The organism is Nocardia huaxiensis, assembly GCF_013744875.1.
Classification (GTDB): Bacteria; Actinomycetota; Actinomycetes; order Mycobacteriales; family Mycobacteriaceae; genus Nocardia; species Nocardia huaxiensis.
Genome location: NZ_CP059399.1, coordinates 5,842,435 through 5,869,266 on the forward strand (window position 1 = coordinate 5,842,435; position 26,832 = coordinate 5,869,266).

25 protein-coding genes are annotated in these 26,832 nt (G+C 67.0%); 3 read left to right on the plus strand and 22 right to left on the minus strand.

Annotated features, from left to right (window positions below):
* Window positions 1-58 precede the first annotated feature (58 nt).
* From H0264_RS26390 to H0264_RS26445, 12 genes are read right to left on the minus strand one after another with little or no spacing between them, the layout of a single operon-like run.
* Entirely contained in the window at window positions 59-1,561 is a 1,503-nt protein-coding gene (locus tag H0264_RS26390; protein WP_181580047.1) for an AMP-binding protein, read from the minus strand.
* 33 nt (window positions 1,562-1,594) lie between these two features.
* Window positions 1,595-2,011, minus strand: coding sequence for a MaoC/PaaZ C-terminal domain-containing protein (locus tag H0264_RS26395; RefSeq protein WP_244975951.1), 417 nt, complete (start codon window positions 2,009-2,011; stop codon window positions 1,595-1,597).
* Window positions 2,008-2,454 carry a hypothetical protein gene (locus tag H0264_RS26400; protein WP_181580048.1) on the minus strand — a complete coding sequence of 149 codons (447 nt, stop codon included), beginning with the start codon at window positions 2,452-2,454 and terminating at the stop codon, window positions 2,008-2,010. Before H0264_RS26400 ends, H0264_RS26395 begins: the two co-directional genes overlap by 4 nt.
* Window positions 2,455-2,467: 13 nt before the next feature.
* The gene (locus H0264_RS26405) at window positions 2,468-3,625 is read right to left on the minus strand and encodes an acyl-CoA dehydrogenase family protein (RefSeq protein WP_220140086.1); all 1,158 of its coding nucleotides are present in this window, start codon (window positions 3,623-3,625) and stop codon (window positions 2,468-2,470) included.
* A gap of 53 nt (window positions 3,626-3,678) precedes the next feature.
* Complete coding sequence (locus tag H0264_RS26410; RefSeq protein WP_181580050.1) at window positions 3,679-4,440, minus strand: SDR family NAD(P)-dependent oxidoreductase; 762 nt, start codon at window positions 4,438-4,440, stop codon at window positions 3,679-3,681.
* Window positions 4,440-5,567: an acyl-CoA dehydrogenase family protein gene (locus tag H0264_RS26415; RefSeq protein WP_181580051.1), complete on the minus strand. Its 1,128-nt coding sequence runs from the start codon at window positions 5,565-5,567 to the stop codon at window positions 4,440-4,442. Before H0264_RS26415 ends, H0264_RS26410 begins: the two co-directional genes overlap by 1 nt.
* Window positions 5,564-6,763: an acyl-CoA dehydrogenase family protein gene (locus tag H0264_RS26420; RefSeq protein WP_181580052.1), complete on the minus strand. Its 1,200-nt coding sequence runs from the start codon at window positions 6,761-6,763 to the stop codon at window positions 5,564-5,566. The genes H0264_RS26415 and H0264_RS26420 overlap by 4 nt, the downstream gene beginning before the upstream one ends.
* A 22-nt stretch (window positions 6,764-6,785) precedes the next feature.
* The gene (locus H0264_RS26425; protein WP_181580053.1) at window positions 6,786-7,238 is read right to left on the minus strand and encodes a Zn-ribbon domain-containing OB-fold protein; all 453 of its coding nucleotides are present in this window, start codon (window positions 7,236-7,238) and stop codon (window positions 6,786-6,788) included.
* Window positions 7,235-8,413, minus strand: coding sequence for a thiolase family protein (locus H0264_RS26430; protein ID WP_181580054.1), 1,179 nt, complete (start codon window positions 8,411-8,413; stop codon window positions 7,235-7,237). Before H0264_RS26430 ends, H0264_RS26425 begins: the two co-directional genes overlap by 4 nt.
* Complete coding sequence (locus H0264_RS26435) at window positions 8,413-9,540, minus strand: beta-ketoacyl-[acyl-carrier-protein] synthase family protein (RefSeq protein WP_181580055.1); 1,128 nt, start codon at window positions 9,538-9,540, stop codon at window positions 8,413-8,415. The genes H0264_RS26430 and H0264_RS26435 overlap by 1 nt, the downstream gene beginning before the upstream one ends.
* On the minus strand, window positions 9,537-11,699 hold the full coding sequence (locus H0264_RS26440) for a 3-hydroxyacyl-CoA dehydrogenase NAD-binding domain-containing protein (protein WP_181580056.1): 2,163 nt from the start codon (window positions 11,697-11,699) through the stop codon (window positions 9,537-9,539). Before H0264_RS26440 ends, H0264_RS26435 begins: the two co-directional genes overlap by 4 nt.
* 31 nt (window positions 11,700-11,730) lie before the next feature.
* Complete coding sequence (locus H0264_RS26445) at window positions 11,731-12,942, minus strand: acetyl-CoA C-acetyltransferase (RefSeq protein ID WP_181580057.1); 1,212 nt, start codon at window positions 12,940-12,942, stop codon at window positions 11,731-11,733.
* Between the two features lie 128 nt (window positions 12,943-13,070).
* Here H0264_RS26445 and H0264_RS26450 point away from each other — a divergent pair, with 128 nt between their 5' ends.
* Window positions 13,071-13,727: a TetR/AcrR family transcriptional regulator gene (locus H0264_RS26450; RefSeq protein WP_181580058.1), complete on the plus strand. Its 657-nt coding sequence runs from the start codon at window positions 13,071-13,073 to the stop codon at window positions 13,725-13,727.
* Here H0264_RS26450 and H0264_RS26455 read toward each other — a convergent pair.
* The 10 genes from H0264_RS26455 to H0264_RS26500 are packed head-to-tail and all read right to left on the minus strand — an operon-like array spanning window position 13,724 to window position 24,154.
* Window positions 13,724-15,652: a sensor histidine kinase gene (locus H0264_RS26455; RefSeq protein ID WP_181580059.1), complete on the minus strand. Its 1,929-nt coding sequence runs from the start codon at window positions 15,650-15,652 to the stop codon at window positions 13,724-13,726. The genes H0264_RS26450 and H0264_RS26455 overlap by 4 nt on opposite strands.
* Window positions 15,653-15,669: 17 nt before the next feature.
* Window positions 15,670-16,260, minus strand: coding sequence for a hypothetical protein (locus tag H0264_RS26460; RefSeq protein ID WP_244975952.1), 591 nt, complete (start codon window positions 16,258-16,260; stop codon window positions 15,670-15,672).
* Between the two features lie 17 nt (window positions 16,261-16,277).
* A complete protein-coding gene (locus tag H0264_RS26465; protein WP_181580060.1) occupies window positions 16,278-17,267 on the minus strand; it encodes an MlaD family protein in 990 nt (329 codons plus the stop codon).
* Window positions 17,264-18,322 (minus strand): MlaD family protein, encoded by a 1,059-nt coding sequence (locus H0264_RS26470; RefSeq protein WP_181580061.1) that lies wholly within the window; start codon window positions 18,320-18,322, stop codon window positions 17,264-17,266. Before H0264_RS26470 ends, H0264_RS26465 begins: the two co-directional genes overlap by 4 nt.
* Window positions 18,319-19,422, minus strand: coding sequence for an MlaD family protein (locus H0264_RS26475; protein WP_181580062.1), 1,104 nt, complete (start codon window positions 19,420-19,422; stop codon window positions 18,319-18,321). Before H0264_RS26475 ends, H0264_RS26470 begins: the two co-directional genes overlap by 4 nt.
* Entirely contained in the window at window positions 19,422-20,489 is a 1,068-nt protein-coding gene (locus tag H0264_RS26480) for an MlaD family protein (protein ID WP_181580063.1), read from the minus strand. The genes H0264_RS26475 and H0264_RS26480 overlap by 1 nt, the downstream gene beginning before the upstream one ends.
* Window positions 20,489-21,493 carry an MlaD family protein gene (locus tag H0264_RS26485; RefSeq protein ID WP_181580064.1) on the minus strand — a complete coding sequence of 335 codons (1,005 nt, stop codon included), beginning with the start codon at window positions 21,491-21,493 and terminating at the stop codon, window positions 20,489-20,491. The genes H0264_RS26480 and H0264_RS26485 overlap by 1 nt, the downstream gene beginning before the upstream one ends.
* On the minus strand, window positions 21,490-22,518 hold the full coding sequence (locus H0264_RS26490; RefSeq protein WP_181580065.1) for an MlaD family protein: 1,029 nt from the start codon (window positions 22,516-22,518) through the stop codon (window positions 21,490-21,492). The genes H0264_RS26485 and H0264_RS26490 overlap by 4 nt, the downstream gene beginning before the upstream one ends.
* A gap of 5 nt (window positions 22,519-22,523) precedes the next feature.
* Window positions 22,524-23,387 carry an ABC transporter permease gene (locus tag H0264_RS26495; RefSeq protein ID WP_181580066.1) on the minus strand — a complete coding sequence of 288 codons (864 nt, stop codon included), beginning with the start codon at window positions 23,385-23,387 and terminating at the stop codon, window positions 22,524-22,526.
* On the minus strand, window positions 23,384-24,154 hold the full coding sequence (locus H0264_RS26500) for an MlaE family ABC transporter permease (protein ID WP_231087351.1): 771 nt from the start codon (window positions 24,152-24,154) through the stop codon (window positions 23,384-23,386). Before H0264_RS26500 ends, H0264_RS26495 begins: the two co-directional genes overlap by 4 nt.
* 491 nt (window positions 24,155-24,645) lie before the next feature.
* On the opposite strand from H0264_RS26500, the gene H0264_RS26505 reads away from it, so the two are divergent.
* Together H0264_RS26505 and H0264_RS26510 are read left to right on the plus strand one after the other, a co-directional pair.
* Window positions 24,646-25,521: an alpha/beta hydrolase gene (locus tag H0264_RS26505; protein ID WP_181580068.1), complete on the plus strand. Its 876-nt coding sequence runs from the start codon at window positions 24,646-24,648 to the stop codon at window positions 25,519-25,521.
* Window positions 25,522-25,547: 26 nt separating this feature from the next.
* Window positions 25,548-26,777: a DUF445 domain-containing protein gene (locus tag H0264_RS26510; RefSeq protein WP_181580069.1), complete on the plus strand. Its 1,230-nt coding sequence runs from the start codon at window positions 25,548-25,550 to the stop codon at window positions 26,775-26,777.
* Window positions 26,778-26,832: the final 55 nt, after the last annotated feature.

Here is a 26,832-nt window from a genome sequence, read left to right on the forward strand (position 1 = left end):
CTGCTCCTGAACTCACTTATTGCTCCTGAAATTGGCTGGATGGTCTGTATCCGTGCTCTCACGGCCGGTTCGGGAAGTACTGGCGCAGTTCGCCTTTGAGCACCTTGCCGCTCGGATTCCGCGGCAGGGAATCGATGAACACGACGCGGCGGGGGCGACGGAAACCGGCGATGCGCGGACGCGCCCAATTGATCAAGGCGGCCTCACCGAGCTGCGCGCCTCGGCGGGGCACGACGATCGCCGCGACGGCTTCACCCCAGGTACGGTCGGGGACGCCGATCACAGCGACCTCGGCGACCTGGGGATGCGTGACGAGCACCCGCTCCACTTCGGCCGGGTAGACGTTCTCGCCGCCGGTGATGATCATGTCCTTGAGCCGGTCGGTGACGAACAGGTAGCCCGAGTCGTCGAAATGGCCTACATCGCCGGTGCGCAGCCATCCATCCGGGGCTCGCAGCTGGGCCGTCGCGTCCGGTCGCTTCCAGTACCCCTCGCTGCATTGCCCGGCACGCACCCAGATCTCACCGTCGCTGCCGCTGGGCAGCCGCGATTCGGTGTGAGGGTCACGGATTTCGACCTCCACCCACGGGTAGGGCTTTCCGACCGAGGCCAGCAGATCACCGTGGTGATCCTCGGGGTCCAGTTGAACAATGGCGCCGCAGGTTTCGGTCAGCCCGAACACCTGGATCAACGGCGCGTCGATCCGCTCCTGGACACGGCGCAGGAGCGGCAACGATATCGGTGCGGCGCCGTAGACGATGGATCGCAGGGCCGGGAAGTCCGCCTTTCCGGTGTCGAGGACGTCGACCATCATCTGCAGCATCGACGGCGCGACAAGGACATTCGTGATCTTCAGCCGTCCGATATCCGAGACCAGCGCCGCGGCATCGAATTCAGGGGCGAGTACGCATTGCGCCCCGCGGAAAAGAGCGACGAACGCCCACGCCGAGCCACCCATATGGAACAGCGGCATCACAACGGACACAACAGATTCCGCGTCGACCCGCCAGCATCGAGCAGCCTGGAACAAATGGGCCAGGTTGCGATTGGTGATGATCACGGCCTTGGGAAGACCGGTGGTGCCCGATGTGTAGAACTGGATGAAGGCGTCGTCGGGTCTCGAAACGATGCTCGCGTCCCCCGGATTCTCGGCATCACGCCATGCCTCGTAGCCCGCACCGATGATCACCCTGGTCACCCGGGATGGCGCCGCATCGGCGAATTCCTCGTCGGTCACGACGATCCGCGCCTCGGCGTCGGAGATCAATTCGGCGAGATCAGCAGTGGTCAGCCGCCAGTTCAACGGGGCGAGCACCGCCCCGATCTTCGCGCATCCGAACAGCACTTCGAAGAACTCCGGCCAGTTGCGACCGAGGTAGGCGACGCGCTGTCCACGGGTGACGCCCGATCGCATCAGCGCCCGGCCCACCCGGTCGGCCCGAGCGTCCAGCTCGGCGAATGTCAGGACCGAGTCCTGGCATCGCAACGCGACATCGTGCGGACGGGTGCGGGCGAAGCCGTGGATGATCTGAACAGGGTCGAAGTCGCCAACTGTCGTCATGGCCGATTCCCTTCTGCGCCTTGCATTTTCGCCTCACTCCAGGGCGAGGGTGGCACTGCCGGCAATGACGCGACGGCCGTCCACCTCGGCCCACACATCGCAGTCGACCAACAGGCCGGACCCGTCCTCGGTCACCGCGGTCACCTCACCGCCGACGAGGACGTCGTCGCCGGCGAAGACATTGGCCCGGAAGGAGCAGTCGATCCGGCGCAGGGCGCTGCGTGTGCCGGCCCATTCCGCGAGCAGATCCAGCACGTAGGCCATGGTCGTGCCGCCCTGATTGACTTCACGGTCGCCCAAGCCGGCACGCGCCACCGCGCCGAGGTCGAAGTGGATCGGATTGGAATCCCGCAGAACGAGTGCGACGATCCTGATGTGGTCCGGGTTCACCGCGTCGATCCGGCGTTCGGGCAGCGGGGTTCCGGCCCGCACCTCGCGTGTGAGAGTCACTGTGCGCCTCCACGTTTGAACAGGTAGACGCTGGTGACAGCGCCCATGCAGGCCCCCGATCCGTCGAAGATCTCGAGGCGCACGTTCAGGTTGTCGAGCCGGGAACCGTCGCGCGAGGTGCGTGAGCCGGTCGCGGCGATACGGGCCTGCGCGCGGTAGCGCGCGCCGACGCTCAGCGGCGCCCGCTGCTCGATCTCGCAGCTGCCGAACAAGAGGGTGTCGTCCTCGGACTTGCCCGCCAGTTCGCACAGCTCGTCCACGCTGATGCCCGTGCACCGCAGGGAGATCACCACGAACCACATCGGATGGGCGATGCCGGGCTCGGCGCGCGGCGCGCGCACGGCGTGCTCGAGGATCGCGTTCTCGTGCGGTTCGATGACGAGGGCGTCGCCGGGCAGCTGTGTTCCCTCGAGTGTGCGCAACTCGTCGAGAGTCATTGTCATGTCCCGCAACTCCTCAGTACGACCTCGGCAGCCCGAGGCCGTGCTGCGCGATGTGGTTGAGCACCATTTGCGTCGACACCGGCGCGACCTGCTGCAGCCGCACGATGCCCCACAGATCCGCGAGACCGTACTCGTGGGACATGCCGTTGCCGCCGTGCATTTGGATCGCGGCGTCGAGCGCCCTGTAGCCCGCACGGGAGGCGAGGAATTTGGCCATATTCGCCGTCTCGCCCGCCGGCAGGCCGGCATCGATCTCGGCCGCGGCCCGCCAGACCATCGCCTCGGCTGCGGCCAGCTCGATGGCGGCCTCGGCAAGGGGGTGCTGGACGCCCTGATAGGTGCCGACCGGGACACCCCAGACATTGCGTTCCTTGACGTAGCGGACCGCCTTGTCGATCGCGTACCGCCCCACGCCGGTGCAGATGACGGCGCTGAGCACTCGCTCCGGATTCAGGCCGTCGAACAGTGCGGACAGACCGTTGTCGACCTCGCCGACAACGGCTTCGGCGGGCAGCCGGACATCGTCGAAGAACAGGGTGAACTGACGTTCGGGAGCACCGAGTGCGGTCGGGATGAGCTGGCGGCTCAGGCCACGGACGGCTGGATCATCGACGACGAACAGCGTGAGCCGGCCACGTCCGGTCCGTTCGTCGGTACCGGTGCGCGCCACCAGCAGGAAGTGGTCGCAGTGATCGATTCCCGAGATGTAGTACTTGGTGCCGCGCACGATCCAGTCATCGCCGTCGCGCTTGGCCCACGTAGCGACATTGTGCGAGTTGGAACCGGCGTCCGGTTCGGTCAGTGCGAAAACGAACTTCTCTGCGCCGCTGGCGATTCCGGGCAGGTAGCGACGCTTCTGCGCCTCGGTGCCGTGCCGTGCCAGCACGCTGCCCCCGATGCCCTGGGACAACACCAGGGCCAGTTCCGGGCAGCCGCCCGCGGACAATTCCTCCAGCACGATGGCGAGCTCGGTGAGCCCCGCGCCGCTGCCGCCGTATTCCTCGGGGATGCTGACCCCCAGATATCCGCCCTGCCCCAATCGCTCCCACAACTCGGTCATGGGTTCGCCGGTGGCCGCCTTGGACCGGTAGTACTCATGACCGAACCGGCCGGCAATTCCTGCGACGGCGGCTCGCAGCTCCTTTTCCTCACTGCTCGGCCATAGGGGCAGACAGAGGCTGTGGATGGACATCGTGTTTCCTGTTCTTTCCGGAATCCGCGTAATCAGAAGATCGTGTAGCCGCCATCGACAACGACTTCGTTGCCGGTGTGGAAGGTCAGTGACGGGTCCGCGAGAAAGGCTGCGACCTCATGGAATTCGCGCGGCTCGGCCCACCGGCGTGCCGGTGTGCGCGCCGTGGTCGCCTGCATGAACCGTTCGTCCGCCTGCAGATCGGTGTTCATCGCGGTGCGGGTCCAGCCCGGGATCAGGATGTTGCACCGGACCCGGTGGCGGGCCAGTTCCACCGCCATCGTGCGGGCGAGTCCGAGCAGACCGGTCTTGCTGGTCGCGTAGGCGGCCTGCCCCGCTCCCCCGTAGCGACTGATCGTCGAGGAGACGACGATGATTGAACCGCCGTCCCCCTGCGCGACGAACCGGCGCGCGGCGGCGCGGCCGCACAGGAAACCACCGTCGAGATTGGTGCGCAACACCCGATGCCAGGTGTCGAGCGACATCTCGGTGATCGGTGCGGCCTCGGCGATTCCCGCGTTCGCCACGAAACAGCCGAGCGGCCCCAGCTCGGCGACCGTGCGGTCCATCGCCGAGTCCACGGACCGTTCGTCCGCGATATCGCACTGCACCGCAATCGCTTTCACGCCGAGAGCGTGGATTTCCTCGACAACCGATGCGCTGCGGTCGACATTGCGCGTCCACACCGCGATATCGGCGCCCGCGCGGGCCAGGCCCACCGCCAGGGCGTGGCCGATACCGCTGTTGCCGCCGGTGACGACGGCCGTGCGCCCAGCCAGCCTGCCCCCGCTCATCAGCAGGCCTCGGCATGGGGTGCTGCGATGTCCACGAGTTCGGCGAGCGCCGCGCGATGCCGCTCGGGTGTGCCCAGCGCGATCGCACTGCTCTTCGCGCGTTTGAGATAGAGGTGGGCCGGATGCTCCCAGGTGAAACCGATTCCGCCGTGGAACTGCACGCATTCCTCGGCGATCTGCTGGGAGACGACCGAACAGTGCGCCTGGGCCAGTGCTGCCGCGACCGGTAGATCCGGGGACCGGGTCGCCGCGCATTCGGCCGCGTACCGTGCCACCGCCCGCGCTTGGGTGAGCAGCACCCACAGCTCCGCCAGCCGATGCTTGATCGCCTGGTAGGAGCCGATCACGCGGCCGAACTGCCGCCGGATCCGCACATATTCGAGCGCCATCTCGAAGCAGCGTTCGGCCAGTCCCAACTGTTCAGAGGCGAGCAGTACGGCGCCGATCCGCAGCGCCTCGCCTACTGCCGCGGGGATGTGCTCGCCCGCCGCGAGGAGTTCGGCCTCGACGCTGTCGAAGACGAGGTCCACCAGCGGGCGAGTCATATCGAGCGATACCACCTCGGTGCGACGCAGCCCGGCCGCGTCGGCCGCGACCCGGTAGACGGCGTCGCCCGCCGGGACGAGGAGGAAATCGGCCGCTGCCGCATCGGCGACCGAAGTCACTGTGCCGTAGAGCTTTCCGTCCCGAACCAGGACCGCGTCGACGGAGTCGCCCGGAGCGGTGCTGAACGGGAGTGCGACCGCCGCCATGGTCGCTCCGCCCGCCACCGCGCCCAGGAGATCGGTCCGGCCGAGCTCGAGCAGCAGGGCCACCGCTATGCCGGCGGATCCGAGAAAGGGAACGGCGGCGACTGCCCGCCCGAGTTCTTCGGCCACGATCGCCGCCTCCCGCCAACCGGCTCCGGCGCCACCGGCGGCCTCCGGCACAGCCAGTGCGGCACAACCGATGTCGACCGTCAGCGTGTGCCAGAGCGCCAGATCGGTGGTGGCGTCGCTTTCGGTTCGGGCGAGTACCACATCCCAGGGGCTGCGCTTGCCGAGCAGTGCCCGCACACTCGCCCGCAGGTCCTCCTCGATCTCCGAATAGAGCAGGTCACCGGTCGCCGGGGTCGTGATGTCGGTCATCGTGGCAGGTCCTTCCACGGAATGTCTTTGTCCGCCCTGGCCTCGGCAGGCAGTCCGAGCACTCGCTCGGCGATGATGTTGCGCATGATGTCGGAGGTGCCGCCCTCGATCGAGTTGCCCTTGGCGCGCAGGAATCGCCAGCCGGCCGACTCCTCGGCCCAGTCGGCGACGATGACGGGCCGCCGCGCGGTGTAGTCGGAGTACCGAAGACCCTCCGCACCAAGGAGTTCCAGCTCGAATGAGGAAATCTGCTGGTTCAACCGAGCGTGGCTGAGTTTCGCTCCGGACCCCTCGGGGCCCGGTAGCCCGGCCGCCTGCTGCTGACGCAGGCGCTCCGCGGTGAGCCGAGCGGCTTCGGCCTCGACCCAGAACCGCACGACCTGGTCGTGCAGACCCGCCCGCCGCAGGTCCGGCCGGGTCCGCCAGGTCTGCGCCAGCGTGCCGATCGTGCCGCTCTCGCGCGGAATCGTGCCCGCGCCGATCGCGACCCGCTCGTTCGCCAGGGTGTGACCGGCGACCGTCCAGCCCTGCCCGATCTCACCGAGCAGCTGATCGCCGGCGATGCGGACGTTGTCGAGATAGACCTCGTTGAACTCGCTTTCGCCGGTGATCTGCCGCAGCGGCCGGACGTCGACTCCGGGAGCGCGCATATCGCAGACGAAATACGACAGTCCCCGATGCTTCGGCTGCGCAATGTCGGTGCGCGCCAGCAGAATCGCCCAGTCCGCCTGATGTGCGAGCGAGGTCCAGACCTTCTGTCCGTTGACGATCCAGCCATCGCCGTCGCGGACCGCGCTCGTTCCCACATCAGCCAGGTCGGAACCGGCGCCGGGCTCGCTGAACAGCTGGCACCAGAGTTCTTCTCCGGTCCACAGCGGGCGAAGCCACCGTTGCCGCTGTTCCGGCGTCCCGAAGCGCAGGAGGGTCGGCGCGGCCATATGGAGACCGATGAAGTTCAACTCCGGCCGGTTGTCCGGCGCACCGGCGTTCGCGATCAGGTCGTCCACGTCGGATTGCAGCACGGGATCCAGCCCGAGTCCGCCGGCGCCTTCCGGGTAGTGCACCCAGGCGAGCCCGGCGTCGAAACGGGCGCGCAGGAATTCGAGCCGGTCGGTGGTGGCGGGGTCGTGTTCGCGAAGGAATTCACGCACATACGCTGCGAGTCTCTCCGCGTCGAGAGCGCTCTCGGTGGTCACGAGTCCTCTTTCCAGGAGTTGTTCAGATCGGAGCGAAATGCGAGATGTCGAGGATCTGGCCGGTGCGGTCCGCCGCCCAGACGGCCCGCACGCGCGTGCCGGGAAGTAGTTGTCCGCGAACTGTTTTCGGATCGGAGAGATCCACCCCGCGCACGTAGTGCATGAGCATCGTGCTCGCGCCGTCGAGGCGGATCGCCGCGATGGCATACGGCGGGGTGGGGCCGCCGCGAAAACTCTGCCAAGCCACAGTGAATGCTTCGACGATCCCCTCGGGTGGCAGCTCGAGCCACTCGCCGGTGCGAACGAAGCAGGACTCGCAGTAGGCCTGCGGTGGAACGAACACCCGGGTGCAGTCCGGACACCGGTTGGCCAGGATCTTCTGTTCGATGAGCCCCGCCATGAAACGGCCCCAGGTCGCACCCAGGTGAATGTCGTAGTTCAGGTCCCAGTGGACCCGCTGCGTCGTGATGCTCACGGGCGTTCCTGTCTTTCGAGGATGGCAAGGTTCTCGAACTGGAAGAAGGTGCCGCCGGTGCCGTGTGCGAGGCCGCGCCGGGCACCGGCCACCTGCATCTCCTCCGGCGCGTCGCCCATCAGTTGCAGGGCGACATACACGTACGGGGCCAGCTCACCGGCGACTCCGGCATTGGTGCACAGCGGTCCACCGGACAGGTTCGTCGGCAGGTCGCCGTCGAATCCCGTTGCACCGGAACGAATCAGGTCGATGCCCCCGCCCGGCGGGGCGAATCCGAGGGCCTCCAGCTGCATCGGCTGCATGGGTGCGTACGGCGCGAACAGTTCGACGACGTCGATGTCCTCGCGCGGGTTGCGGATGTCGGCGATCCGATAGACCTTGCGGGCCAGGATCGACAGGTTCTCCATGGCGGCGAAGTCGTTCTTCCCGCCGCCCAGATACGGATCGCTGGAGGTCGCCATCGCGCGGATCAGGACCGGCGTCGGACGCAACTCGACGGCGCTCTGCTCGGAGGTGACCAGCAGTGCGTTGGCCGAGGTGGACACCGGGCAGACCATCGCCATCGTCATGGGATGGGACAGCGGTTTGGACGCCACCACATCCGCGACGGTGAGGGTATCGCGCAAGTGCGCGTACGGATTCCGTGACGCGTGCTCGTGCGCCTGCACCACGCTCACCGCGAAATCCTCGACGGTCGCGCCGAAGCGCTGCTGGTACGCGCTCGGATAGAACGCTCCCATGTGGTAGGCGCCCATGCCCAGCGGCTGTTCGACGATCATCGGCGAATTCGTGTTGATGGCCGACTGCAGGTCCTCGGCGCCGTAGAAGGTCGGGCCGCCCACACAGAGCACGCGCCGGCGGTCGCCGGACCGCACCTGCCGTGCCGCGAGCTGCATCAGGTTGCCGCCCGTCGTGCCGCCGGTATTGACGATCGACACCGGAAGATCGGCCCCGAGACCGAGTCTGCGCACGAGATGCTTGGCGCCGAGCACGGTGCCCTCGAAGCCGTCGATATTGCCGATCACTATGCCGTCCAGCGAATTCGGTGCGGCGCCCGAGTGCGCGAGCGCGGCCCACACCGCTTCCTGTACCAGCTCGAGCGCCGAGCGCTCCTGCTTGCGTGGTGAGGTGGCAGGGGTGCTGCCCACCCCGGCGATCATTGCCCGCGTGGCCATCAAACCTCCTCCAGGACAAGGACTGTCGTGGTGTCGGCGACCGGTCCGGTGAGCAGGTCGGTGGAGTGCGAGACGACACGCCCGCCGTGTTCCTCCAGCCACGAGACCGCTTCCAGCACGCGGAGCGCGCCATTGGCGACGCCGGGATACGCGCTGAATGCCCCGCCCGAGGGCGACAATTCGACACCCGTCTTGCTCATGCCGAGCGCGTTGACGATCGGCGTGAGCAGGGCGGGGGTCGCCGCGGTGAGCTCCAGCGCCTGCACTTGATCACCGGGAGCGGTCAGACCGGCCCGTTCGTAGGCCTCGTGCGCGGCGCGGCGCGCGGCCGCCGCCGGATCCTCGAGCCACTGGCCGTCGGCTGTGGTGTCACCGGTCGACTGTCCCCAACCGGTGAGCACGGCACGCGGGTGCCGCGCCCGGCGCGATCTGCCCAGCGACCCCAGCACCACCGCGATGGCGCCGGTGCATTCGGCCGGCAACATGAGCTCGCGCAGTACGCCGTTGACCGGTGCGGAGGCCAGCACGTCGGCGGCGGCGACCGGCGACGTGCGGACCGACCGGGCGCGTGCGGCGCCTCGGGTGATCGCCGCCGCCGCGATCGCGGCCAGTTCCTGCTCGGTCATCCGGCCGGAGTCGACCAGGTAGCCGGCGTGCAGGCCGAACATCGTTTCCGCGGTCAGGCCGACCGGCCGGTCGAAGTGTGGCTCGAATCCGAGATTGGAAATCTGCTGGAGGAACCGCCGTCGATCCGGCGCCGATACCTCGGGGTTGTACACGCCGACGGCGAGAGCCAGGTCGGCGTCTCCCGCGGCGATGGTCTGCGCCGCGGCGACGATCGCCTGTCCGGAGTCACCCTCGATGCGGTACGACTCCGCCAGGTAGCCGCCACTCGCGGCATTGGTCAAACCGCTGGAAATGCTGCGACCGTCGTAGACGTCCAGCGAGGCGGTCACCGAGAGACCGAGCTCGTGTTTGCGAATTCCAGCGTCCCGCAACGCATTCGATACCGCGTCGAAGACCAGTTCATCGAGCACCGCGTCGCTTTCGGGCACGAGCGGCGTCGCCGCGATTCCCAGCACCGGGATCGGATCCCGCGCTGCGGCAGAAGGATTGAGGCCGCTCACTCCGGCCACCGCCCGGCCCCGGCCTGCGCGATCAGACTCGCTGGCGGCTGGAACCGCGGGCCGTACTCGGCGGCGAGTTCTTCGGCTCGGGCGACGAATCCGGCGACGCCGCCCTCGTATCCGTTGATGTACTGCACGACACCGCCGGTCCAGGAGGGGTATCCGATGCCCAGGATCGAGCCGATATTGGCGTCGGCGACCGAACGGAGCACCCCCTCGTCGAAGCACTTCACCGTTTCGAGCGCTTCGATGAAGAGCATGCGCTCCTTCATATCCTCGAAGGGAATCTCATAGCCGGGCTTGCGGAAGTGCTCGTACAGGCCGGGCCACAGTCCGGCGCGTTTGCCGTCTGTGTAGTCGTAGAAACCGGCTCCGCTCGAGCGCCCACCGCGGCCGAATTCATCGATCATGCGGTCCACGACGGATTCCGAGCCGTTCTCGGACCATGTCTCACCCGCGGCGAGCACGGCCGCTTTGGTCTCCTCCCTGGCCTTGCGGGCCAAGGTGAGGGTCAGCTCGTCCTGGAGTTGCAGCGGCGGGGCCGGATACCCGGCCTGGACCCCGGCCTGCTCGATGGACGCCGGCGCCAAACCCTCGCCGAGCATGGCGAGGGCCTCCGCGGCGAACTGCATGATCACCCTGCTGGTGAAGAACCCGCGCCGGTCGTTGACCACGATGGGGGTCTTGCCGATCGCGTACGCGAGGTCGATCGCCTTCGCCAGGGTCGCGTCGCTGGTCTTCGCACCGACGACGATCTCCAGCAGCGCCATCTTGTCGACCGGCGAGAAGAAGTGCATGCCGATGAAATCCTCGGGCCGCGAGACGCTTTCGGCCAATCCGGTGATCGGCAGGGTCGAGGTGTTCGAGCCCAGAACCGCGTCGCCCGCGACCACGGGTTCGATCTCGCCGAACACCGCGCCCTTGATCGCCGGGTCCTCGAAGACCGCCTCGATCACCAGATCCGCGCCGGTCGCGTCCGCGTACTCCGCGGTCGGATGGATCCGCTCCAGCAGCTCCTCGCCGTGCTCCCGGCTGAGCTGCCCACGGGAGACCGCCTTCTCGACCAGTTCGACCGAGTAGTTCTTGCCGCGTTCGGCCGCATCGAGGCTCGTGTCCTTCAGCACCACCTCGATGCCTGCCCGAGCGCAGACATAGGCGATGCCGGCGCCCATCATGCCCGCGCCGAGGACGGCGACCTTCGTGAAGGAATGCCGGGGATAGCCCTCGGGGCGGGAGCCACCGGATTTGATGTGCTGCATATCGAAGAAGAACGCCTGGATCATGTTCTTCGCGACCTGACCGGTCGCCAGCTCGGTGAGGTAGCGCGATTCGATGGTCGACGCGATATCGAATCCGACCTGACTGCCCTCGACCGCGGCGGCCAGGATGGCGCGCGGCGCAGGCAGATTCGCGCCCTTGAGTTGTTTACGTAGTCCGGCGGTCACCAGCGGGAGGTTCGCGACGAAGCTCCCGTCGGCGGGTGTGCCGCCCGGGATCCGGTAGCCCGGCACGTCCCAGGGCTGCACCGGGGCGGGGTTGTCGAGGATCCACTTGCGGGCGGCGGTGAGCAATTCTTGCGGGCTCTCGGCAACTTCGTCGATCAGGCCCAACTGCAACGCCCGCGCCGGGCTCATCCGGGGTCCCTGCAACAGCACATCGGTCAGCGCCTTGTGCACGCCCAGCATCCGCACGGTCCTCGCGATCCCGCCACCACCGGGCAGCAGCCCCAGTCCGACTTCCGGCAGGCCGATCTGAATGTGGTTGTCCGACAGCGCGATCCGGCGATGCGTGGCCAGCGCGATCTCGAGGCCGCCGCCGAGCGCGGCGCCGTTGATCGCCGCGACCACCGGCTTGCCGAGCGTCTCGAGACGACGCAGGTCGGCCTTGACGGCCTCGATGCCGGCGAAGAATTCCGCGGCATTCTCCTTGCGCGCCGTGATGAGGTCGTTGAGGTCGCCACCGGCGAAGAAGGTCTTCTTCGCCGAGGTCAGGATCACGCCGGTGATCGAGTCGCGTTCGGATACCAGCCGGTCGACCACCGCACGCAGGGAGGCGATGTGGCGGTCGTTCATGGTGTTGGCGGACTGAGCCGGATCGTCCATGGTCAGCAGGACGATGCCGTCGGATCCGGACTCCCAGCGAATTGTGTTGTCGCTCATGTCGGGTCGATCTTCCTTTTCTCGGTGAGAGTCACACTCGTTCGATGAGGGTCGCGATGCCCATACCGCCGCCGATGCACAGCGTGATGACAGCGCGGCGCGCCGCGCGGCGTTCCAGCTCGTCGACCATCGTTCCGAGGATCATCGCGCCGGTGGCGCCGAGCGGGTGGCCCATGGCGATGGCGCCGCCGTTGACGTTGAGCTTCTCGTCCGGAATGCCGAGGTCTTTCTGATATTTCAGCGCCACGGCCGCGAAAGCCTCGTTGATTTCGAACAAGTCGATGTCGTCCACGGTCAACCCGTTGTGCGCCAGCAACTTTCGCGTCGCCGGGGTGGGGCCGGTGAGCATGATCGTGTTGTCCGCGCCGGAGGCGGCAGCCGCCACGACACGTGCCCGCGGGACGAGCCCGAAGGTCTTGCCCGCCTGCTCGTTTCCGAGCAGGACCAGCGCCGCGCCGTCGACGATGCCCGAGGAATTGCCACCGTGGTGGACGTGGTCGATCTTCTCGACCCAGTGGTACTTCTGCAATGCGACGGCGTCGAATCCCATGTCCCCCATGGCCGCGAACGACGGGCGCAGACCGGCCAGGTTCTCGACCGTGGTGCCCGGACGCAGGTGCTCGTCGCGATCCAGCACGGTGACGCCGTTCTGATCCCGCACGGGGACCACCGAGTGGCCGAAGTAGCCGTCGGCCCAGGCGTTGGCCGCCAGCCGCTGCGAACGCACCGCGTAGGTATCGACCGTCTCGCGGGAGAAGCCCTCCATCGTGGCGATGAGGTCGGCGCCGATGCCCTGCGTGACGAAGTAGGTGTCGTAGACCGTGGCCGGGTCGTTCATCATGGCGCCACCGTCGGAGCCCATGGGCACCCGGGACATCGATTCGACACCGCCACCGATCACCAGCGTCTCGAAACCGGAGCGCACCTTCTGGGCCGCGACGTTGACCGCTTCCAGACCGGAACCACAGAACCGGTTCAGCTGAAATCCAGGGACGGTCTCCGGCAGCCCGGCAACCATCGCCGCTGTCCGCGCGATGCATCCGCCCTGGTCGCCGAGGGGGCTGACGACGCCGAGCACGACGTCCTCGATCGCTGCGGGGTCGAGGCCCGGGTGACGCTCGAGCAGTCCGTCGATCAGCCCGGCCATCAGTGAAACCGGTTTGATCCCGTGCAGCGAACCGTTCTGCTTGCCACGGCCGCGCGGCGTGCGGATGGCGTCGTAGATAAATGCCTCGACAGTCACACCAACAACTCTTTCTGTCGTGAAGTCAGTACGTTCTCTCAATCCCCAGCCAACTATTACTCCCGTACTGACATTGAGTCAATATCTCTCCGCGCCGGTAGGCAGAGAGGTCGACGTAAGGTGGACAGATGTCTGCGACTCCGACGACCGATGACTCCAAGTCCCGCCGTGTTCGAATGGCGAGCGACGAGCGCCGCCGACAGATCGTGGAGGTCGCCCAGCGCCTCTTCTCGCAACGTCCCTACTCCGAGGTATCGACCGCGGACATCGCCGAAGCCGCCGGCATCGGGCGCCCCAACCTGCACTACCACTTCGGCACGAAGCGAGAGCTGTATGTCGAGGTGGTCCGCAATTTCGCGCGGCTTCCACCCATCCCCCGGGTTCGACGGCAGCACGGAACCCTGGAGGAGAGGATCCACCACACGATCGACCGATGGCTCGACACCGTGTGGGAGAACCGCGGCACGTTCATGACGATCTTCGAGGGCGGCCCGATCAACAACGACCGAGAGATCGAAGACCTCCTCGAGGAGGGCCGTGAGGCCTGGGCCGCACGCCTGGCGGAACTGCTCGAACTGCCCGGAGGCGCCACCCGGCCCGCGCGTGCGCTGATTCGAAGCTTCCAGTCGATGGCCGAGACCACCGTCGACGAATGGTTGCGCAGGGACAGGCTGTCCCGCGACGAGGCCCTCCTCCTGCTCACCATGACATTGCGGGCGGTCGCAGTGGATGTGGCACCGAGCATTCTCGACCCGACGAGCCCGAAAGCCAAGCAGAACGGCTAGCGGTCGTCCGCACTGTGTTCACGTGCGCCGAAATCGGCGATCACGCTGGAAGGAATCAGCACCACGGCTCGAACGCCCCCGTAGACCGATTCGCTCAGGCGGACCGAAATACCGTGCTTGGCAACAAGCTTCGCGACCACGAACAATCCCAGCCGGATGTCATCGGTCAGAACGGCCACGCTGAAATCGGGGGGATGTGCCAGCAGGTCGTTGCGTTCAGCCAGCTGCGTGTCCGGCATGCCGAGCCCCTGGTCCTCGATTTCGACCACCACACCTCGGCCGACGACAGCCCCCGATACCGCGACCGGTGCGTGCGGCGGCGAGAACGCGGTGGCGTTGTCCATCAGTTCGGCCAAGGCGTGAATGAGATCGGCGACCGCCCTTCCGGCGATATGGACCTCGGGCAGCCGGCCCGCCCGAATCCTGGTGTAGTCCAAGCTCTCTGCTACCGCGCCCCGTACGACGTCGCCCAGTGGCACCGGGGTCCGCCAGCGTCGGCCCGGTTGCCCGCCACCGAGAATGATGAGGTTCTCCGCATTGCGGCGCGCGCGGGTAGCCAGATGGTCGAGTTTGAACAGCAGGTCGAGATGGGCCGGATTCTCTTCGGTCCGTTCGGCTTCGTCGAGCAGAGCCAGTTGGCGGTGCACCACGATCTGGCTGCGGTGGGCGATATCGAGAAAGACCGCGTTCACGCCTGCCCGGGTCTTGGCCTCGGCGACCGCGGCGGAGACGGCGACGAGTTGGGCACGGTGGAAAGCCGCTGCCACATGACCGATTTCGTCGTTCCCGAATTCGGGCCCGTCGACTTCCGCATCGGGATCGACCCGTTCGCCGTCGGTCAGGCGGCGCATGAGGTCCGGCAGTCGCCGGTCGGCCAGCTCGAGAGTGTGGTGGCGTAAGCGCTGCATCCGTGCGACGACCCGATTGGCCATCACGAGCGCGACGACGAAGGCCAGCGCGGATACCAGCAACACCGCGGTGCCCGCGTACAGCGAATTGGTGGCGATGCGCGCGCCGTGCGCACGGGCCAGCACATGTGCGTCGAGGCTCTTGTCCTGCCAGAGTTTCAGCAAAGCCGAACGGACCCGGGTCGCGGCATTCCGCCACTCCGCCGTCTCGGTGAAGGTGAGCGTTTCCGAGGATCGCGTGCGCTCCTCCAGGGCGGCGAGTAGCTGCCAGTCGGCACCCGTCGTGATGCTGTGGAGCTGGTCGAGCCGCTCGGCGCGAAACACCGACGCCGCGTACGCCGCTTCGCGGCGATACTCGCCGACGTAGTCACCGAATTCGGTGAGCTGCTGCACTTCCGGATGTTGCGAGGCGAAGACGACCGCACCCATTGCCACCGCATGTGAGAGTGCTTCGGCGGTGCGCAGCGGTGCGACGGCATAGGAAAGTTCCACGGCGATGGCGGAGTCCGGCGCGACCCTGGCCGCCAGCATCGCCGCGGAGAACGCACTGCCGATCACCTTGCCGAAGAGGTCGAATACCTGTCCCGAGGCCGTTCGGCGAGAATCGATCGAACCCCGGAACGACGGAAATCGTTCGTACAGTTCGCGGTAGCCGGAGATCTCATCGGCCGAACCATCCGGATCGATTTCCCGGCCTACCTCCAGCAGACCCCGCACCTGCGTGATGGCGGCATCGGTGCGCCCGCGCACGGCAGTCAGGTCGGCTGCGGCGTTCGGCTCGCCGCTCAGATATCGCAGCGAGTGGAGGCGTTCATCCTGGAATGCTTCGATCATCGCCAGCGCCGGATCTATCAGCCGGCTGGCCAAATCGGCCCAATTCTCGGCCTCGCGGCCGGTTTTCACCAGGTAGGTGGCGGCACCCACCCCGATGGTGAGCAGCGTGATGCTGGAAACGAGCACGATCGCCAGCAGCCGCGCGCGCACGCCCGGTCGCGCAAGCGATTTCCGGTTGGACATCCGGTGCGGTCGCGGTCTCATTTCACGGGCAGCGCGTTGTCCATGCCGCCGACTTCGGTGATCTTCCAGCCGGCGTTCTTGTCGATGGTGAGCGCGTAGGTGACGGTGGATTGGCCGCCCTGCGGGTTCTGGGCGCTGGTGGTGGTGACGTTGAGGAAGGCGCTCACCTTGTAGATGCCCGCGGACTCGGAGGTGACGGCGGCGGCGATCGGGCTGGCCTTGGAGGTCCACTGCAGCGGCAGGAGGATCTGATCGAGCTGGGCGGAGGTGGCGTCGAACTTGGCGGCCAGCTGGGTTGTGGTGTCGGCCTTGAGTTTTCCGTACCACGCCTGGGTGTCGCGGTAGTCGATGGTGGACGCGCCGACGGCGTAGTCCAGGGCGACTCGGCGGGCGTGCTGTTCGTCGTCGGCGGCGGCGTCGCGGGCGGAGAGGTCGCCGCGGGCGGAGATCAGCAGGGTGGTCAGCGTCGCGATGACAATGATCGTGAGGGTGGTCGCGAGGGCGGTGACGGCGGTGGTGAGACGGATCGCCAGTCGCCGGGGTTCGGTGGATTGCCCCGGCTCCGTGGGGGTGGTGCTGTCGGTCTTCTCGTCGGGGAGGGTGCTCATTGTCGTTCTCCTGCTGGTTATTTGAGGTTGATCCGGAGATGGACCGCGCCGTCGGAGCCGACGGTGGCGAGGGCCTGCGAGATGAGGGCGCCGATGTCGATTCGGCTTCCGGCCTGGGCGGTGGTGTCCATCAGGGGGCGTAGTGCGGGTGCGAGGCCGGTCAGCTGCGGGCCGATCTTCTGGAGCAGGGCGTCGAGCCGTTGCAGGAAGGGGACGATGCCGTCGCCGGTGTGGTAGTCGGCGGGTGAGTCGCCGACCGAGTACAGGCCGGAGGCGGCGACGATGAGCCGGTCCAGGGCGGTGCCGAAGCCTGTCCACTGCGGGCCGGAGGACGCCAAAGCCGTTCCGGTCCAATCCATGTCGGCACCGAGGGTCTGCATGTCGGTGAGCAGTTGGTGGATGAGGTCGGTGCGGCTGAGGATGGTGGCGGCCAGCAGGGTGGAGGCGTGTTCGATGGCGGGCAGGTCGCCGCGGGTTCCGGTGATGGCGGTGTCGATGGTGCCGACCAGGGAGGAGATGGCCTGTGGATCGAACTGCCGCATGAGCTCCACCGCGCGCACCGCCACCTGCGGGATGGACATGGGCAGTGCGGTGGTGCGGGCGTCGATGAGCTGGCCGTCGGCCAGGTAGGGGCCGTTCTGGTTGGGCGGATCGAATTCCACGTAGGGTTCGCCGAGCGCGGACAGCGCTTCGATGCGCAGCTCGCTGGCCGCCGGAATCCGGTAGCGCACTTGCAAATCGAGCCGCAGTTCCACTCCGGACGCGACGGTGGAGACGGCGGTGACCTTGCCGACGGGGACGCCGCTCAACAGCACAGGCGAGCCGGTGCCGACTCCACCGGAGTTGGTCAGCAGAATCCGCACCGTATGCCGGTCGCGGAACGGATCCAGGTGCAGCACACCGAAACTCAGGTAGCCGATGCCCAGAACGAGCACACCGGCTATGGCTGCCAGCGACAGTATCGATCCGGGTTTCACGGCGCGCGGCCGCCACCGCATCGGGCTCATCGGACGGCTCCGATCATGCGCAGGGTCTCGAGGATTCGCTGTACCTGGTCGTCCTCGGCGACAGCGGGTGCGTCCGTGTCGCCGATGGTCGCGCCGACGACGTTCACCTTCGGACCGCGCTCGGCGAAGGGAATGATCTTGTCGCGCAACAGCGCGACCATGGCGTTGAGGTTCGAAGGTGCGTTCAGGTCCAGGGGACGGTTGGTGAACAGCAACGGCACCAGGGCTTTCGCGGTGTCGTCGAGGCCGGCGACGGCCGGGGCCAGCCATGCCGCGTTGGTGGCCACCGGCGCCAGGGCCGACATGATGAGCAGCACGCCGAGCACCGAATTCACCACGGCCGAGACGTGTTCGACGCCGTAGTCGGCGAGCAGCTTGCTCAGCATGGGTTCGTCGTCGAGGATCTGGCGGGCATTGGCTTCCAGCCCCTCGAGGAAGGAGTCGACGTCGTCCAGGTGGGCGGCCACATCGGTGAAATCGGCGCCCAGGACGGCGAACATCCGCGCCGTCTGTTCGGGATGGTCGGGCAGTGCGGTGTTCAACTGGCGGACGATCTTCTGCAGGTCGAGGATCGCGCCACTGCCCATCGCCGTGGCCAGCCCCGCGAGCGTGTCCTCCACCTGTAAGGGGGTGACCGTCTGCCGCAGGGGGATGGTCGCCCCATCGCCGAGTGCCGGTCCCGTCGCATCCGGAGGGGAGGTGAGCGCGATGTGAACGTCGCCGAGCGGGGTGGCCTGGCGCAGTTCGGCAGTGACGTTCGCGGGCAAGCGCACCGATTCGGTGATGTCCACCGTAGCCACGACGAAACCCTTTCCCGCCGAGTCGCTTCCGGGCTCGACGACTTCGAGACCGTCCAGGTTCCCCGCGAGCACGCCGTTGGCGATCACCTTCGCGCCCGGCGGCAGGTTCAATGCGTTCGGGAATTCGATGCGCAGCATGTAGGTCGGCCCGCCGACCCGGGTGCCGGGGACGTCGACCTGCGCCGGATCGAAACCGCATGCCGCGGTGGTGAGTACGCCGGCCAGGACCGCGATCGCGGTCTTACGGATTCTCATCGCGCACCTACCGTTCCGAGCACGAGCTGGGTCACCTGCACCTGCGCGAGCCCGTCGGCGGCGGTGCAGCGACCAGCGGCGAGAGCGTTGACGGCGGCGCACACCTCCGCGGCGGCCGCGTCCGGCAACGCCACGGCCGGTGGCGCGTAGGTGATGACCGTCTGCCCGGTGGCGGGGTCGACCGCTGTCGAGAAGGCTTGTGTCAGCGGTGGAATCATGGCGATGAGCTCGCGCAGGGAGCCGATCCCGGCGAGCAGCATGGGCAGTCGGTCGGCGGCGGAGTCGAGGCGGCGCAGCAGCGGTCCGCCGAGCATGACGATGGCCTCGTTGGCGGCGGGCAGCACCTCGCGCAGTCCATCGACCACATCCACGATGGGCGGCACGACCTGATCGTTCGCGGCCTGCAGGGCGGCGGTGAGCCGGGTCAGCATGTCCTTCACATCCCCCCAGCCGTTGGCGGCGCTGTGGGCCAGGTCGGCGAGCGCGTCGATCAGCCCGCCCAGATGCCCGATGGCGGCATCGGGGGAATTCAAGGCCGCGCCGAGTGTGCGGACGATGTCGTTGATCTGGCGGCCGTGGCCCGCGGTGGCATTGTCGAGCGCCGCGATGCCGTCCTTGATCAGGTCGGGCCGGTCCGGCTGTTCGCCGCCGTTGAGCTCGTCCGCCAGTCCCGCGAGGGCGTTGAAGGTGGCGGTGAGGCTCTTGGGGGTCAGTGTCCGGGTGATGCAACGTTCGTGGTCCCAGGCCGGTGCGCCGTCGGCTGCGGTGCCGATGAGGGCCAGTTTGCGGTCGGCGACCAAGGTGTCGGACAGCGTGGTGGCGCCCACCTCCGCCGAAAGTCGTTCACCGGCGGGGATTTCGAAGTCGACCCGAGCGCCGTCGCCGCTGGGTTCGATGCGGGTCACGCGGCCCACACGGAGGCCGAGCACGGTGACATCGCTGCCTTCGAAGAGCCCGATACCGTCGGGCATGAGTGCGCAGTAACTGCGCATCTCAGGGGTCGGTTTCGCGAGGCGGTAGCCGGCCACGGCCACCGAAGCCAAGACGAGAATCGTTGCGACGGAAAGGAATCCGCGTGAAGCGAAGAGCTGTTTCAGCATCAGCACACCCGCCCGGGCACGGGGACGCAGATGGCCGCGCCGGTGAGGGTGGTCGCGGACTGATCGAGGGACAACCCCTGCGCCGAGGCCAGCGGCTGTAGTTGCGCGCCGATCCCGCGCAGCGAATCCAGCAGGGCCTGCAACTTGGCTCCGATCTCGTCGAGCTCGAGCAGCGAATCGGCCAGCGGCCCTGCCATCGGCTGCAGCGTGGTGTCCCAGGCCTGCGCGAGCGGCGCCGCCCGATCGAGGGTGCGTGCGAGCACGGTCATGGCCTGATTCACCTCGAATGCATGGTTCTCCACCAGGGTTTCGAGGATGCAGAAGCTCTGGATGAGGGTGATGAGCACCTGTTTTCCGCCGTCGAGAGCGTTGACGTATTCGTCGGCCAGCCGCAGCGACCGCGAGATGTCGGCGTTCTGCCGGTTCATGATGTCGACGATGGTGCCGACGGCGGTCAGCGTGGTGCCGATGGCCTGCGGGTTCCTGCTCACCGCGGATTCGAGGGCGGCCACGTTCTGCCGTAGGACGGTGCCGTCGATCTCGCCGACGGGCCGGATGGCCTCCTGGAACACCTTGGGCAGGCTGTAGGGCAGCACCACCCGGTCGGCCGGAATCGGTGTGCCGCCCAGGGGCTCCGTCCCCGCGGGGATGACCGCGAGGTAGTGGCCGCCGACGATGGTGAGCATGCGCACGGCGAGGGTGGTCTGCGCCCCCAGGAATACCTCCTCCGCGACGGTGAACCGCATCTCGACCCGATCCCCCTGGGCGGACAGCGATTTCACTTCGCCGACGGTGACGCCGGCGACTCGCACCGGATCGCCGGCCCGCACCGATCCCGCGTCGGTCAGATACGCCGTGTGCGTGCGCACATCGAAGTCGGATACGTAAACGAGGCCGAATCCGGCCGCCAGCACGACGACGCACACCAGACCGGCCAGTCCCCAGCGCTTATCCGCGCGAGCCCGGGCCGCGTCGCCGAGCGGTGCCCGATCCCGCGAGGTGAGGCGTCGCAGCGCCGAGGAGAGCCTTCCGACGGCCCGGGTCAGGTTGTGGACGGTGCGTGACATCAGTTGTTGCACAGTGAGATCCTCTGTCCCGCGATGAGCAGCTGAAGTGGTTGCGGTGCTTGCGCATTGCCGTTCGAGCAGGCCGTTTGCACGCCGGGCGCCGACGTCGGAATGGCCGCGCCCAGTTGTTGCAGCACCGCGGGCAGCCTGTTCAGGGTCGCGACCGTCTCGTTCGGGTCCGGGAAGGCCCCCCGGAGCAGGATTTCCAGATCGGGGTTGGTTCCCGGCGTGAGTCCCACTGTGGCGAGCAGGTTTTCGGCGGGCATGAGGATCGGCGGGATCTTCTGGGAGAACTCGATGAGCCCGCCGACCTTCTGAGTGAGGTTGACGAAGATGGCGGTCAGCTGGGTCAGCAGTTGCACCGCGTTACCGGATTTGCCGCCCAGGTGTTCGGAGACCGTGCCCAGATTGCGGACCAGTGTCGCGATGACGATCTGCCGGTCGGTGACATAGCCGCTCAGTTTTTCGATCGCTTCCAGTGCCGGTCCCATCCCGGTGCCGGATCCTTCGATCACGGCCAGCATGCTGGTGGCGAACTGATTGAGGTCCGCCGGTGTGAGTTGCGCCAGTACCGGTTCCAGGCCGTTGAACACCGTGGTGATGTCGAACGCCGGAACCGTGTGGTCGACGCCGATGATCTGTCCGGGTGCGCGCCGGTTACCCGGCTGGTCGGGTTGCTGAATGTCGAGATACCGCTGACCGCTCAGGTTCTGGTATCGGATGGCGAGGGTGCTGTTGTCGAACACCCGGTGCTCGCGTCCGACCGAGAACCGCACCGAGGCAAGGCTTCCAGCCAGGCGGACGTCACCGACCTTGCCGACGCGCACGCCGAAGACCCGCACGTCGTCACCGGCCTTGAGTCCGTTGGCATCGGTGAATTCGGCGGTGTAGCTGTCGGTCTCGCCCTCCATGGGGCGTTCGATCACGTGGAAGACCAGGATCAGCAGGACGATCATGGCCCCTGCGAACGCTCCCAGTCGCAGCAGCAGCGAGCGTGCCCTCATCGCGCACCTCCCAGCAGCGGGACCGCCAGGGCGGGCACGCCGCGCAGGTCGACGGCGAGGTTCAGGACCGGTCCGTTTCCGGTGTCGGGCATGGCCACGCCGAGGCGCCGCAGTAGTTCACCCAGCTCGGCGCTGGAGCGGGCGGGGTCGGGCACCGTGTGCGACAGCATCGACAGCACCGGCACGAGCGTGGTCACCGTCTCCGCGAAATGCGTTTCCGCTGTGGACAAGACGTTCGCCAGGGCGGGAATCAATTCGGTCACGATCATCTGGGTGCTGGCGTCGAATTTCGCCAGATTCTCCGGTGAGCGCAGATATTCGGCGTCGTACGCGCTGCTCAGTAGGCTGGCCAGGCCGTGTGTGGTGGCCGGCAGACCGGCCAGCGTCGCACCGTACTGCCTCAGCAGGAACGAGCTGGACAGCCGCTGGGTGTCCGCGATCGCGCGCACCGTAGCGACGATCGCCTCGATGAGTGGTGTGAAAGCACTTGTGCCACTGGATATCCGATCCAGTATCGAGATCAGATCCGGGCTGAGCACCTCATTGCTGAAGGTGCCGACCGAGCGCAGCAGCGTCGAGATGGTCGCGTCGCGGACCTGGCCGGCACGGGACCCGGTCAGGTCGATCACCGCACCGTCGGCGAGCGACGCCCCGCCCGCGCCGCGTTCGAGCGCGATCTCGGCGACGCCGAACAGGTTGCCGGGCACATAGTCCACACCGAACGCGTCGGTGAGCCCGAACAATTGGTCGCGGTGCAGGGTCAAGGTGATGCGCTGGCGCTGACCGTCCGGTTCGATGGCCTCCACCTGACCCACGGCCACACCGTCGAGTCGTACGTCGTTGCCGGTCTGCACACCGGTTCCGACCTTGTCGGTGAGCACCGCCACCGACAGGGTGCCGTCATTTCGCGACGGCAGCATGCGCCATCCGATGAGCACGAGAATTGTCAGGGCCACCACGACGATGCCGATGCGGCGCGACAGGCGGGCGTCGGTCGCGACGCCGGGGAGTCCGTACGCAGGCATGCCCCTCACCCCGCGAACCGGACAGGTGAGGTGAATCCCCACAGCGCCAGCGTCATGACCATATTGAGCGCGATGATCGCCACCAGGCTCGCCCGGATGGCCCGCCCGGAGGCGATACCCACGCCCTCCGGCCCGCCGGTGGCGAAAAAGCCCTGATAGCAATGGATCACGATCACCGCGACCGCGAAGACCGCGACCTTCACGACAGCGGCCAGCACGTCCCAGCTGACCACGAACATGGTGAAGTAGTGGTCATACACGCCCGCGGGCTGATCATGCAGCCGTACCACGATGACCGCGCACGCGAAATAGCTCAGGATCAGGGCGATCAGGAACGTGGGCACGATCGCGACCAAGCCCGCGATCACCCGGGTGGCGACCACGAAGGCCACCGACCGCACACCGAGTGATTCGATGGCGTCGATCTCCTCCGAGATGCGCATGGACCCGATTTCGGCGGTCATCCGGCAGCCCGCCTGGGCGGCGAAACCCACCCCGGCGGCGATCGGTGCGAGCTCACGCGTGTTGGCGAAGGCGGAGATGACGCCGGTGACCTGGCCCAGCGACACCAGATTCAGCGCGCTGTAGGCCTCGATGCCGGTCGACGCGCCGACCGCGGCACCCATGATTCCCATGACCGCGGCGGTCCCGCCGCCGACGATGATCGAGCCGCGGCCCCACGTCATATCGGTGATCAGCGCCATCGTCCGACCGCGGTAGTGCCTGAGCGCGAAGGGAATCGATGACAGCACCTGCCAGCAGAAGCCGAGCACGAATCCGAGATTGTCGAGCGGCCCCCACGGCCGCACCCGCGTTCGCAGCGTGCGTAACCACCGAAAACCCCTGGGCGTGTACGGAGTTGCGATCATGCCAGCTCCACCGGCAGGAACATGGCCACGACCTGTGTGATGGCGACGTTCACCACCGCGATCGACACCACCGACAGGATCACGGCCGCATTGACGCCGTCCGCGACACCGCGCGGGCCGCCCTTGGCTTCCAGTCCCCGGTGGCAGGCGATGACCACCACGAGGAAGCCGAAGACCATTGATTTGGCGAGTGACACCCACACATCGGCGCCGGAGGTGAAGGAACCGAACGACTCCCAGTAGCTGCCGGGCGTGACGCCGAGCGCGGCGATGGCCACGACATATCCGGCCAGCACACCCATCACGATGATGAGGATGTTGAGCAGCGGGGCGACCAGCAGCATGGCGACCAGGCGCGGGGCTACCAGGCGCTGCACCGGGTCGATGCCCATGACGCGCATGGCGTCGACCTCTTCCCGCACGGTGCGCGCCCCCAGGTCAGCGGCGATGGCCGAAGCCGCCGCGCCGCCGAGGAGCAATCCGGTGGCCAGCGGCGCTCCCTGTTTGATCACGCCGAGTCCGCCGGCCGCGCCGATCAGCGAATCCGCGCCGAGTTGATTCACCATGTTCCCCACCTGGGCGGACACGATGACGCCGAACGGAATGGCCATCAGCACACCGGGAATCGCGGTCACGGTGATGACGAACCACGCCTGCGCCAGGGTTTCCCGCCATTGGAACCGCCCCCGCACCAGATCCGTCACGACCACGCGAGTCGCCTCCACGCCCGAGCGCATGGCACGACCGAAGGTTCCGACGCTCGACATGGTCGTTGCGGAGAAGTTGTCGCGTAACGCGTGCAGCCCCAGGCGATCCGTCGGGATCGGCGGCCCCTCCTCCCCCGCGTATGTACCGGACTCCCGCATTCCATCCCCTAAATCATGCTCTAGCCGTACGTACGGTCAGTTCGCCGTATGGGCAGCTATTGTGCACGGGGTCACACTTTCCGTCAACGGCCATGGGCCTTACTGGGCAAATACCGAGAGAATGGTGAAACTTTCTCGCAACAGCCTTCGCCGCCCGCAGCAGGATCATTGAGAGATCCGACCTTTTGACTGTCCGTACGGTTGTGCTTACCATCCGCTGTATCGATGCGTCGAAGCATCGACGGGCAATGACGCCGAATGGAGCAACCATGTGGAGCGCGGACTCGACAGCGCGATCGTTCGTAGGACTACCCGGCTCCGGTGCCGAGACATCGCAGGCACCGACAGCTCGGCCGAGCAGCCGAAGTGTCGCGGCGCGAATACTTTTCAGAGTGGCGGTCCGCCCACTGTTCCGTTTCGGAGAGCCCTCGGGCAACACCCTGGCGGCCATCCGCTTCCTGACCGATCGCGCCTCCGGGTCGGCGCGCAAGATTTCGCACCGCACCTCTGCCGCCACGCTCAACGGCGTGCCGTGCACCTGGGTACAAGCCGAAAGCGCCGGAGCGGGCGAGACCACCGTGCTGCACCTGCACGGCGGCGGCTTCCTGGTGGGGTCACCGCGGTCGCACACCGCACTGGCGGTGCGACTGTCCGCGGCGTGCCATGCCCGAGTCTGCCTGCCGGACTATCGATTGTCGCCCGAGCATCCGCATCCCGCCGGCGCCGACGACGCACTGGCGACCTATCGGGGTCTGCTCGCCGCGGGCGTGGATCCGGCACGACTGATTGTCTCGGGTGATTCCGCGGGCGGACATCTGGCGGCCGCGCTGATCAATGATGTCATTCGAGAAGGGCTGCCCCGGCCCGCCGCGGTGGTGCTGCTCTCCCCCGTAATCGATCCGACCTCCGCCCGCGCCATAGCGCGCGACCGGCGACGCCGCGATCCGGTTCTCGCCGTGCCGTTCTGGGCACCCGCCGTCCGCGCGCACTTCGGCGGTGGCGGCATTCGCGATCAGCGCACCACACCGATCGACGGGGTGGACCGCCGCTGGCCGCCGACCTTCATTCAGGTCGGCACCCGAGAATGCCTGCTCGACGATGCGCGCGGTTTCGCGGCCGCGCTGAAACGCGTTGGCGTGCCGTGCGAATTGCAAATCTGGCCGGGTCAGATACACGTCTTCCAGATATTCGCGGGATTCGTGCCCGAGGCAGACGACGCCATCGCGGAGATCGGACGCTTTCTGCACCGCACGCAGCGCGCCGTGTAGTCGATCAGATCACCGAGGGGGGAATCATGGACTGGTCGAAGATGGCCGCCGACCTACAGGAGAACTGGCATCTGTACGCGCTGATGCCGTTCGTCGCCGCCGCGATCGGCTGGTTCACCAAGCTGGTCGCGGTCGAGATGCTGTTCCGCCCTTTGGAATTCAAGGGCATCCCGCCGTATCTCGGCTGGCAGGGCCTGGTTCCGCGATATTCGGCGCGGATGTCGACCGTCGCCGTGGATCTCATGCTGGCACGGCTGATCGATCCACAGGAGATCATCGACCGCATCGATCCGGAGGAACTGGCCAAGCACATTCAGGAGCCGATGCTCGACACGGTCGCCGAGGTCGTGCACAAGCTGATGATGCGCCACCAGCCCGGCATCTGGGAGCTGCTGCCGGAACAGGTGCGCCGCATGCTGATCCGCCGGATTCAAAGTGATTCGCCGCAGCTGATCGCGCAGATGATGGACGACCTCAAGGCCAATGTGGATCTGGTCTTCGATATGCGCGCCATGGCCATCGACGCGCTCATGCGCGACAAAGCGCTGACCGTCCGCATGATCCGCGAGATCGCCGCACCAGAAATGCGGTTCATCGTCCGCTCGGGACTGTTGTTCGGTTTCCTCCTGGGCATTGTGCAGGCGGTCATCTGGGCGTTCACCCACTCCGCACTGATCATGCCGTTGTTCGGCGCGTTCGTCGGCTATTCCACCGACTGGCTGGCGCTCCAGATGGTGTTCCGCCCGATCGAGCCGAAGCGCTACCTCGGCGTATTCCGTTGGCAGGGACTCTTTCACAAGCGCCGCGATGAGGTCGCCGTCGACTACGGCGGCCTCATCGCCAATGAGATCCTGACCCCCGCCAACATCATTCACGCGATGCTGACCGGCCCGCAGTCCGATCGTCTGTTCTCCCTCGTCGAGTACGAGGTCCAGCGGGTGCTCGATCAGCAACTCGGCCGCGCCAAGCCCCTCGTCGAATTCGCCTTCGCCTCGAGCCTCGAGGCCATGAAGCATGATGTCGTCGACACCATGCGCACTCGGCTGCCCGACAGCACCCGGCAGATCGAGGAGTACACCATGCGGGCCCTCGACGTACACGCCATGATCATCGAGAAGATGCGGCTCATGACCAACGACGAATACGAGAACATCCTGCGCCCGGCCTTCAAACAGGACGAATGGAAGATCGTCACCGTCGGCGCGATCCTCGGCTTCCTCGTCGGCGAGCTGCAGGTCCTCCTCCTGCTGCACTGACCTTCCAGATGATACGGTTGAAGTGACCGTCCGTGCGGTAAGTCTTACAAGGAGG

Excerpts from the sequence above, each read along its gene's own strand:
- H0264_RS26390 (WP_181580047.1), bottom strand. The coding sequence starts at position 1,561 with ATGACGACAGTTGGCGACTTCGACCCTGTTCAGATCATCCACGGCTTC.
- H0264_RS26400 (WP_181580048.1), bottom strand. The coding sequence starts at position 2,454 with ATGACAATGACTCTCGACGAGTTGCGCACACTCGAGGGAACACAGCTG.
- H0264_RS26410 (WP_181580050.1), bottom strand. The coding sequence starts at position 4,440 with ATGAGCGGGGGCAGGCTGGCTGGGCGCACGGCCGTCGTCACCGGCGGC.
- H0264_RS26415 (WP_181580051.1), bottom strand. The coding sequence starts at position 5,567 with ATGACCGACATCACGACCCCGGCGACCGGTGACCTGCTCTATTCGGAG.
- H0264_RS26430 (WP_181580054.1), bottom strand. The coding sequence starts at position 8,413 with ATGGCCACGCGGGCAATGATCGCCGGGGTGGGCAGCACCCCTGCCACC.
- H0264_RS26440 (WP_181580056.1), bottom strand. The coding sequence starts at position 11,699 with ATGAGCGACAACACAATTCGCTGGGAGTCCGGATCCGACGGCATCGTC.
- H0264_RS26450 (WP_181580058.1), top strand. The coding sequence starts at position 13,071 with ATGTCTGCGACTCCGACGACCGATGACTCCAAGTCCCGCCGTGTTCGA.
- H0264_RS26455 (WP_181580059.1), bottom strand. The coding sequence starts at position 15,652 with ATGTCCAACCGGAAATCGCTTGCGCGACCGGGCGTGCGCGCGCGGCTG.
- H0264_RS26460 (WP_244975952.1), bottom strand. The coding sequence starts at position 16,260 with ATGAGCACCCTCCCCGACGAGAAGACCGACAGCACCACCCCCACGGAG.
- H0264_RS26465 (WP_181580060.1), bottom strand. The coding sequence starts at position 17,267 with ATGAGCCCGATGCGGTGGCGGCCGCGCGCCGTGAAACCCGGATCGATA.
- H0264_RS26470 (WP_181580061.1), bottom strand. The coding sequence starts at position 18,322 with ATGAGAATCCGTAAGACCGCGATCGCGGTCCTGGCCGGCGTACTCACC.
- H0264_RS26475 (WP_181580062.1), bottom strand. The coding sequence starts at position 19,422 with ATGCTGAAACAGCTCTTCGCTTCACGCGGATTCCTTTCCGTCGCAACG.
- H0264_RS26480 (WP_181580063.1), bottom strand. The coding sequence starts at position 20,489 with ATGTCACGCACCGTCCACAACCTGACCCGGGCCGTCGGAAGGCTCTCC.
- H0264_RS26485 (WP_181580064.1), bottom strand. The coding sequence starts at position 21,493 with ATGAGGGCACGCTCGCTGCTGCTGCGACTGGGAGCGTTCGCAGGGGCC.
- H0264_RS26490 (WP_181580065.1), bottom strand. The coding sequence starts at position 22,518 with ATGCCTGCGTACGGACTCCCCGGCGTCGCGACCGACGCCCGCCTGTCG.
- H0264_RS26495 (WP_181580066.1), bottom strand. The coding sequence starts at position 23,387 with ATGATCGCAACTCCGTACACGCCCAGGGGTTTTCGGTGGTTACGCACG.
- H0264_RS26500 (WP_231087351.1), bottom strand. The coding sequence starts at position 24,154 with ATGTCGAGCGTCGGAACCTTCGGTCGTGCCATGCGCTCGGGCGTGGAG.
- H0264_RS26510 (WP_181580069.1), top strand. The coding sequence starts at position 25,548 with ATGGACTGGTCGAAGATGGCCGCCGACCTACAGGAGAACTGGCATCTG.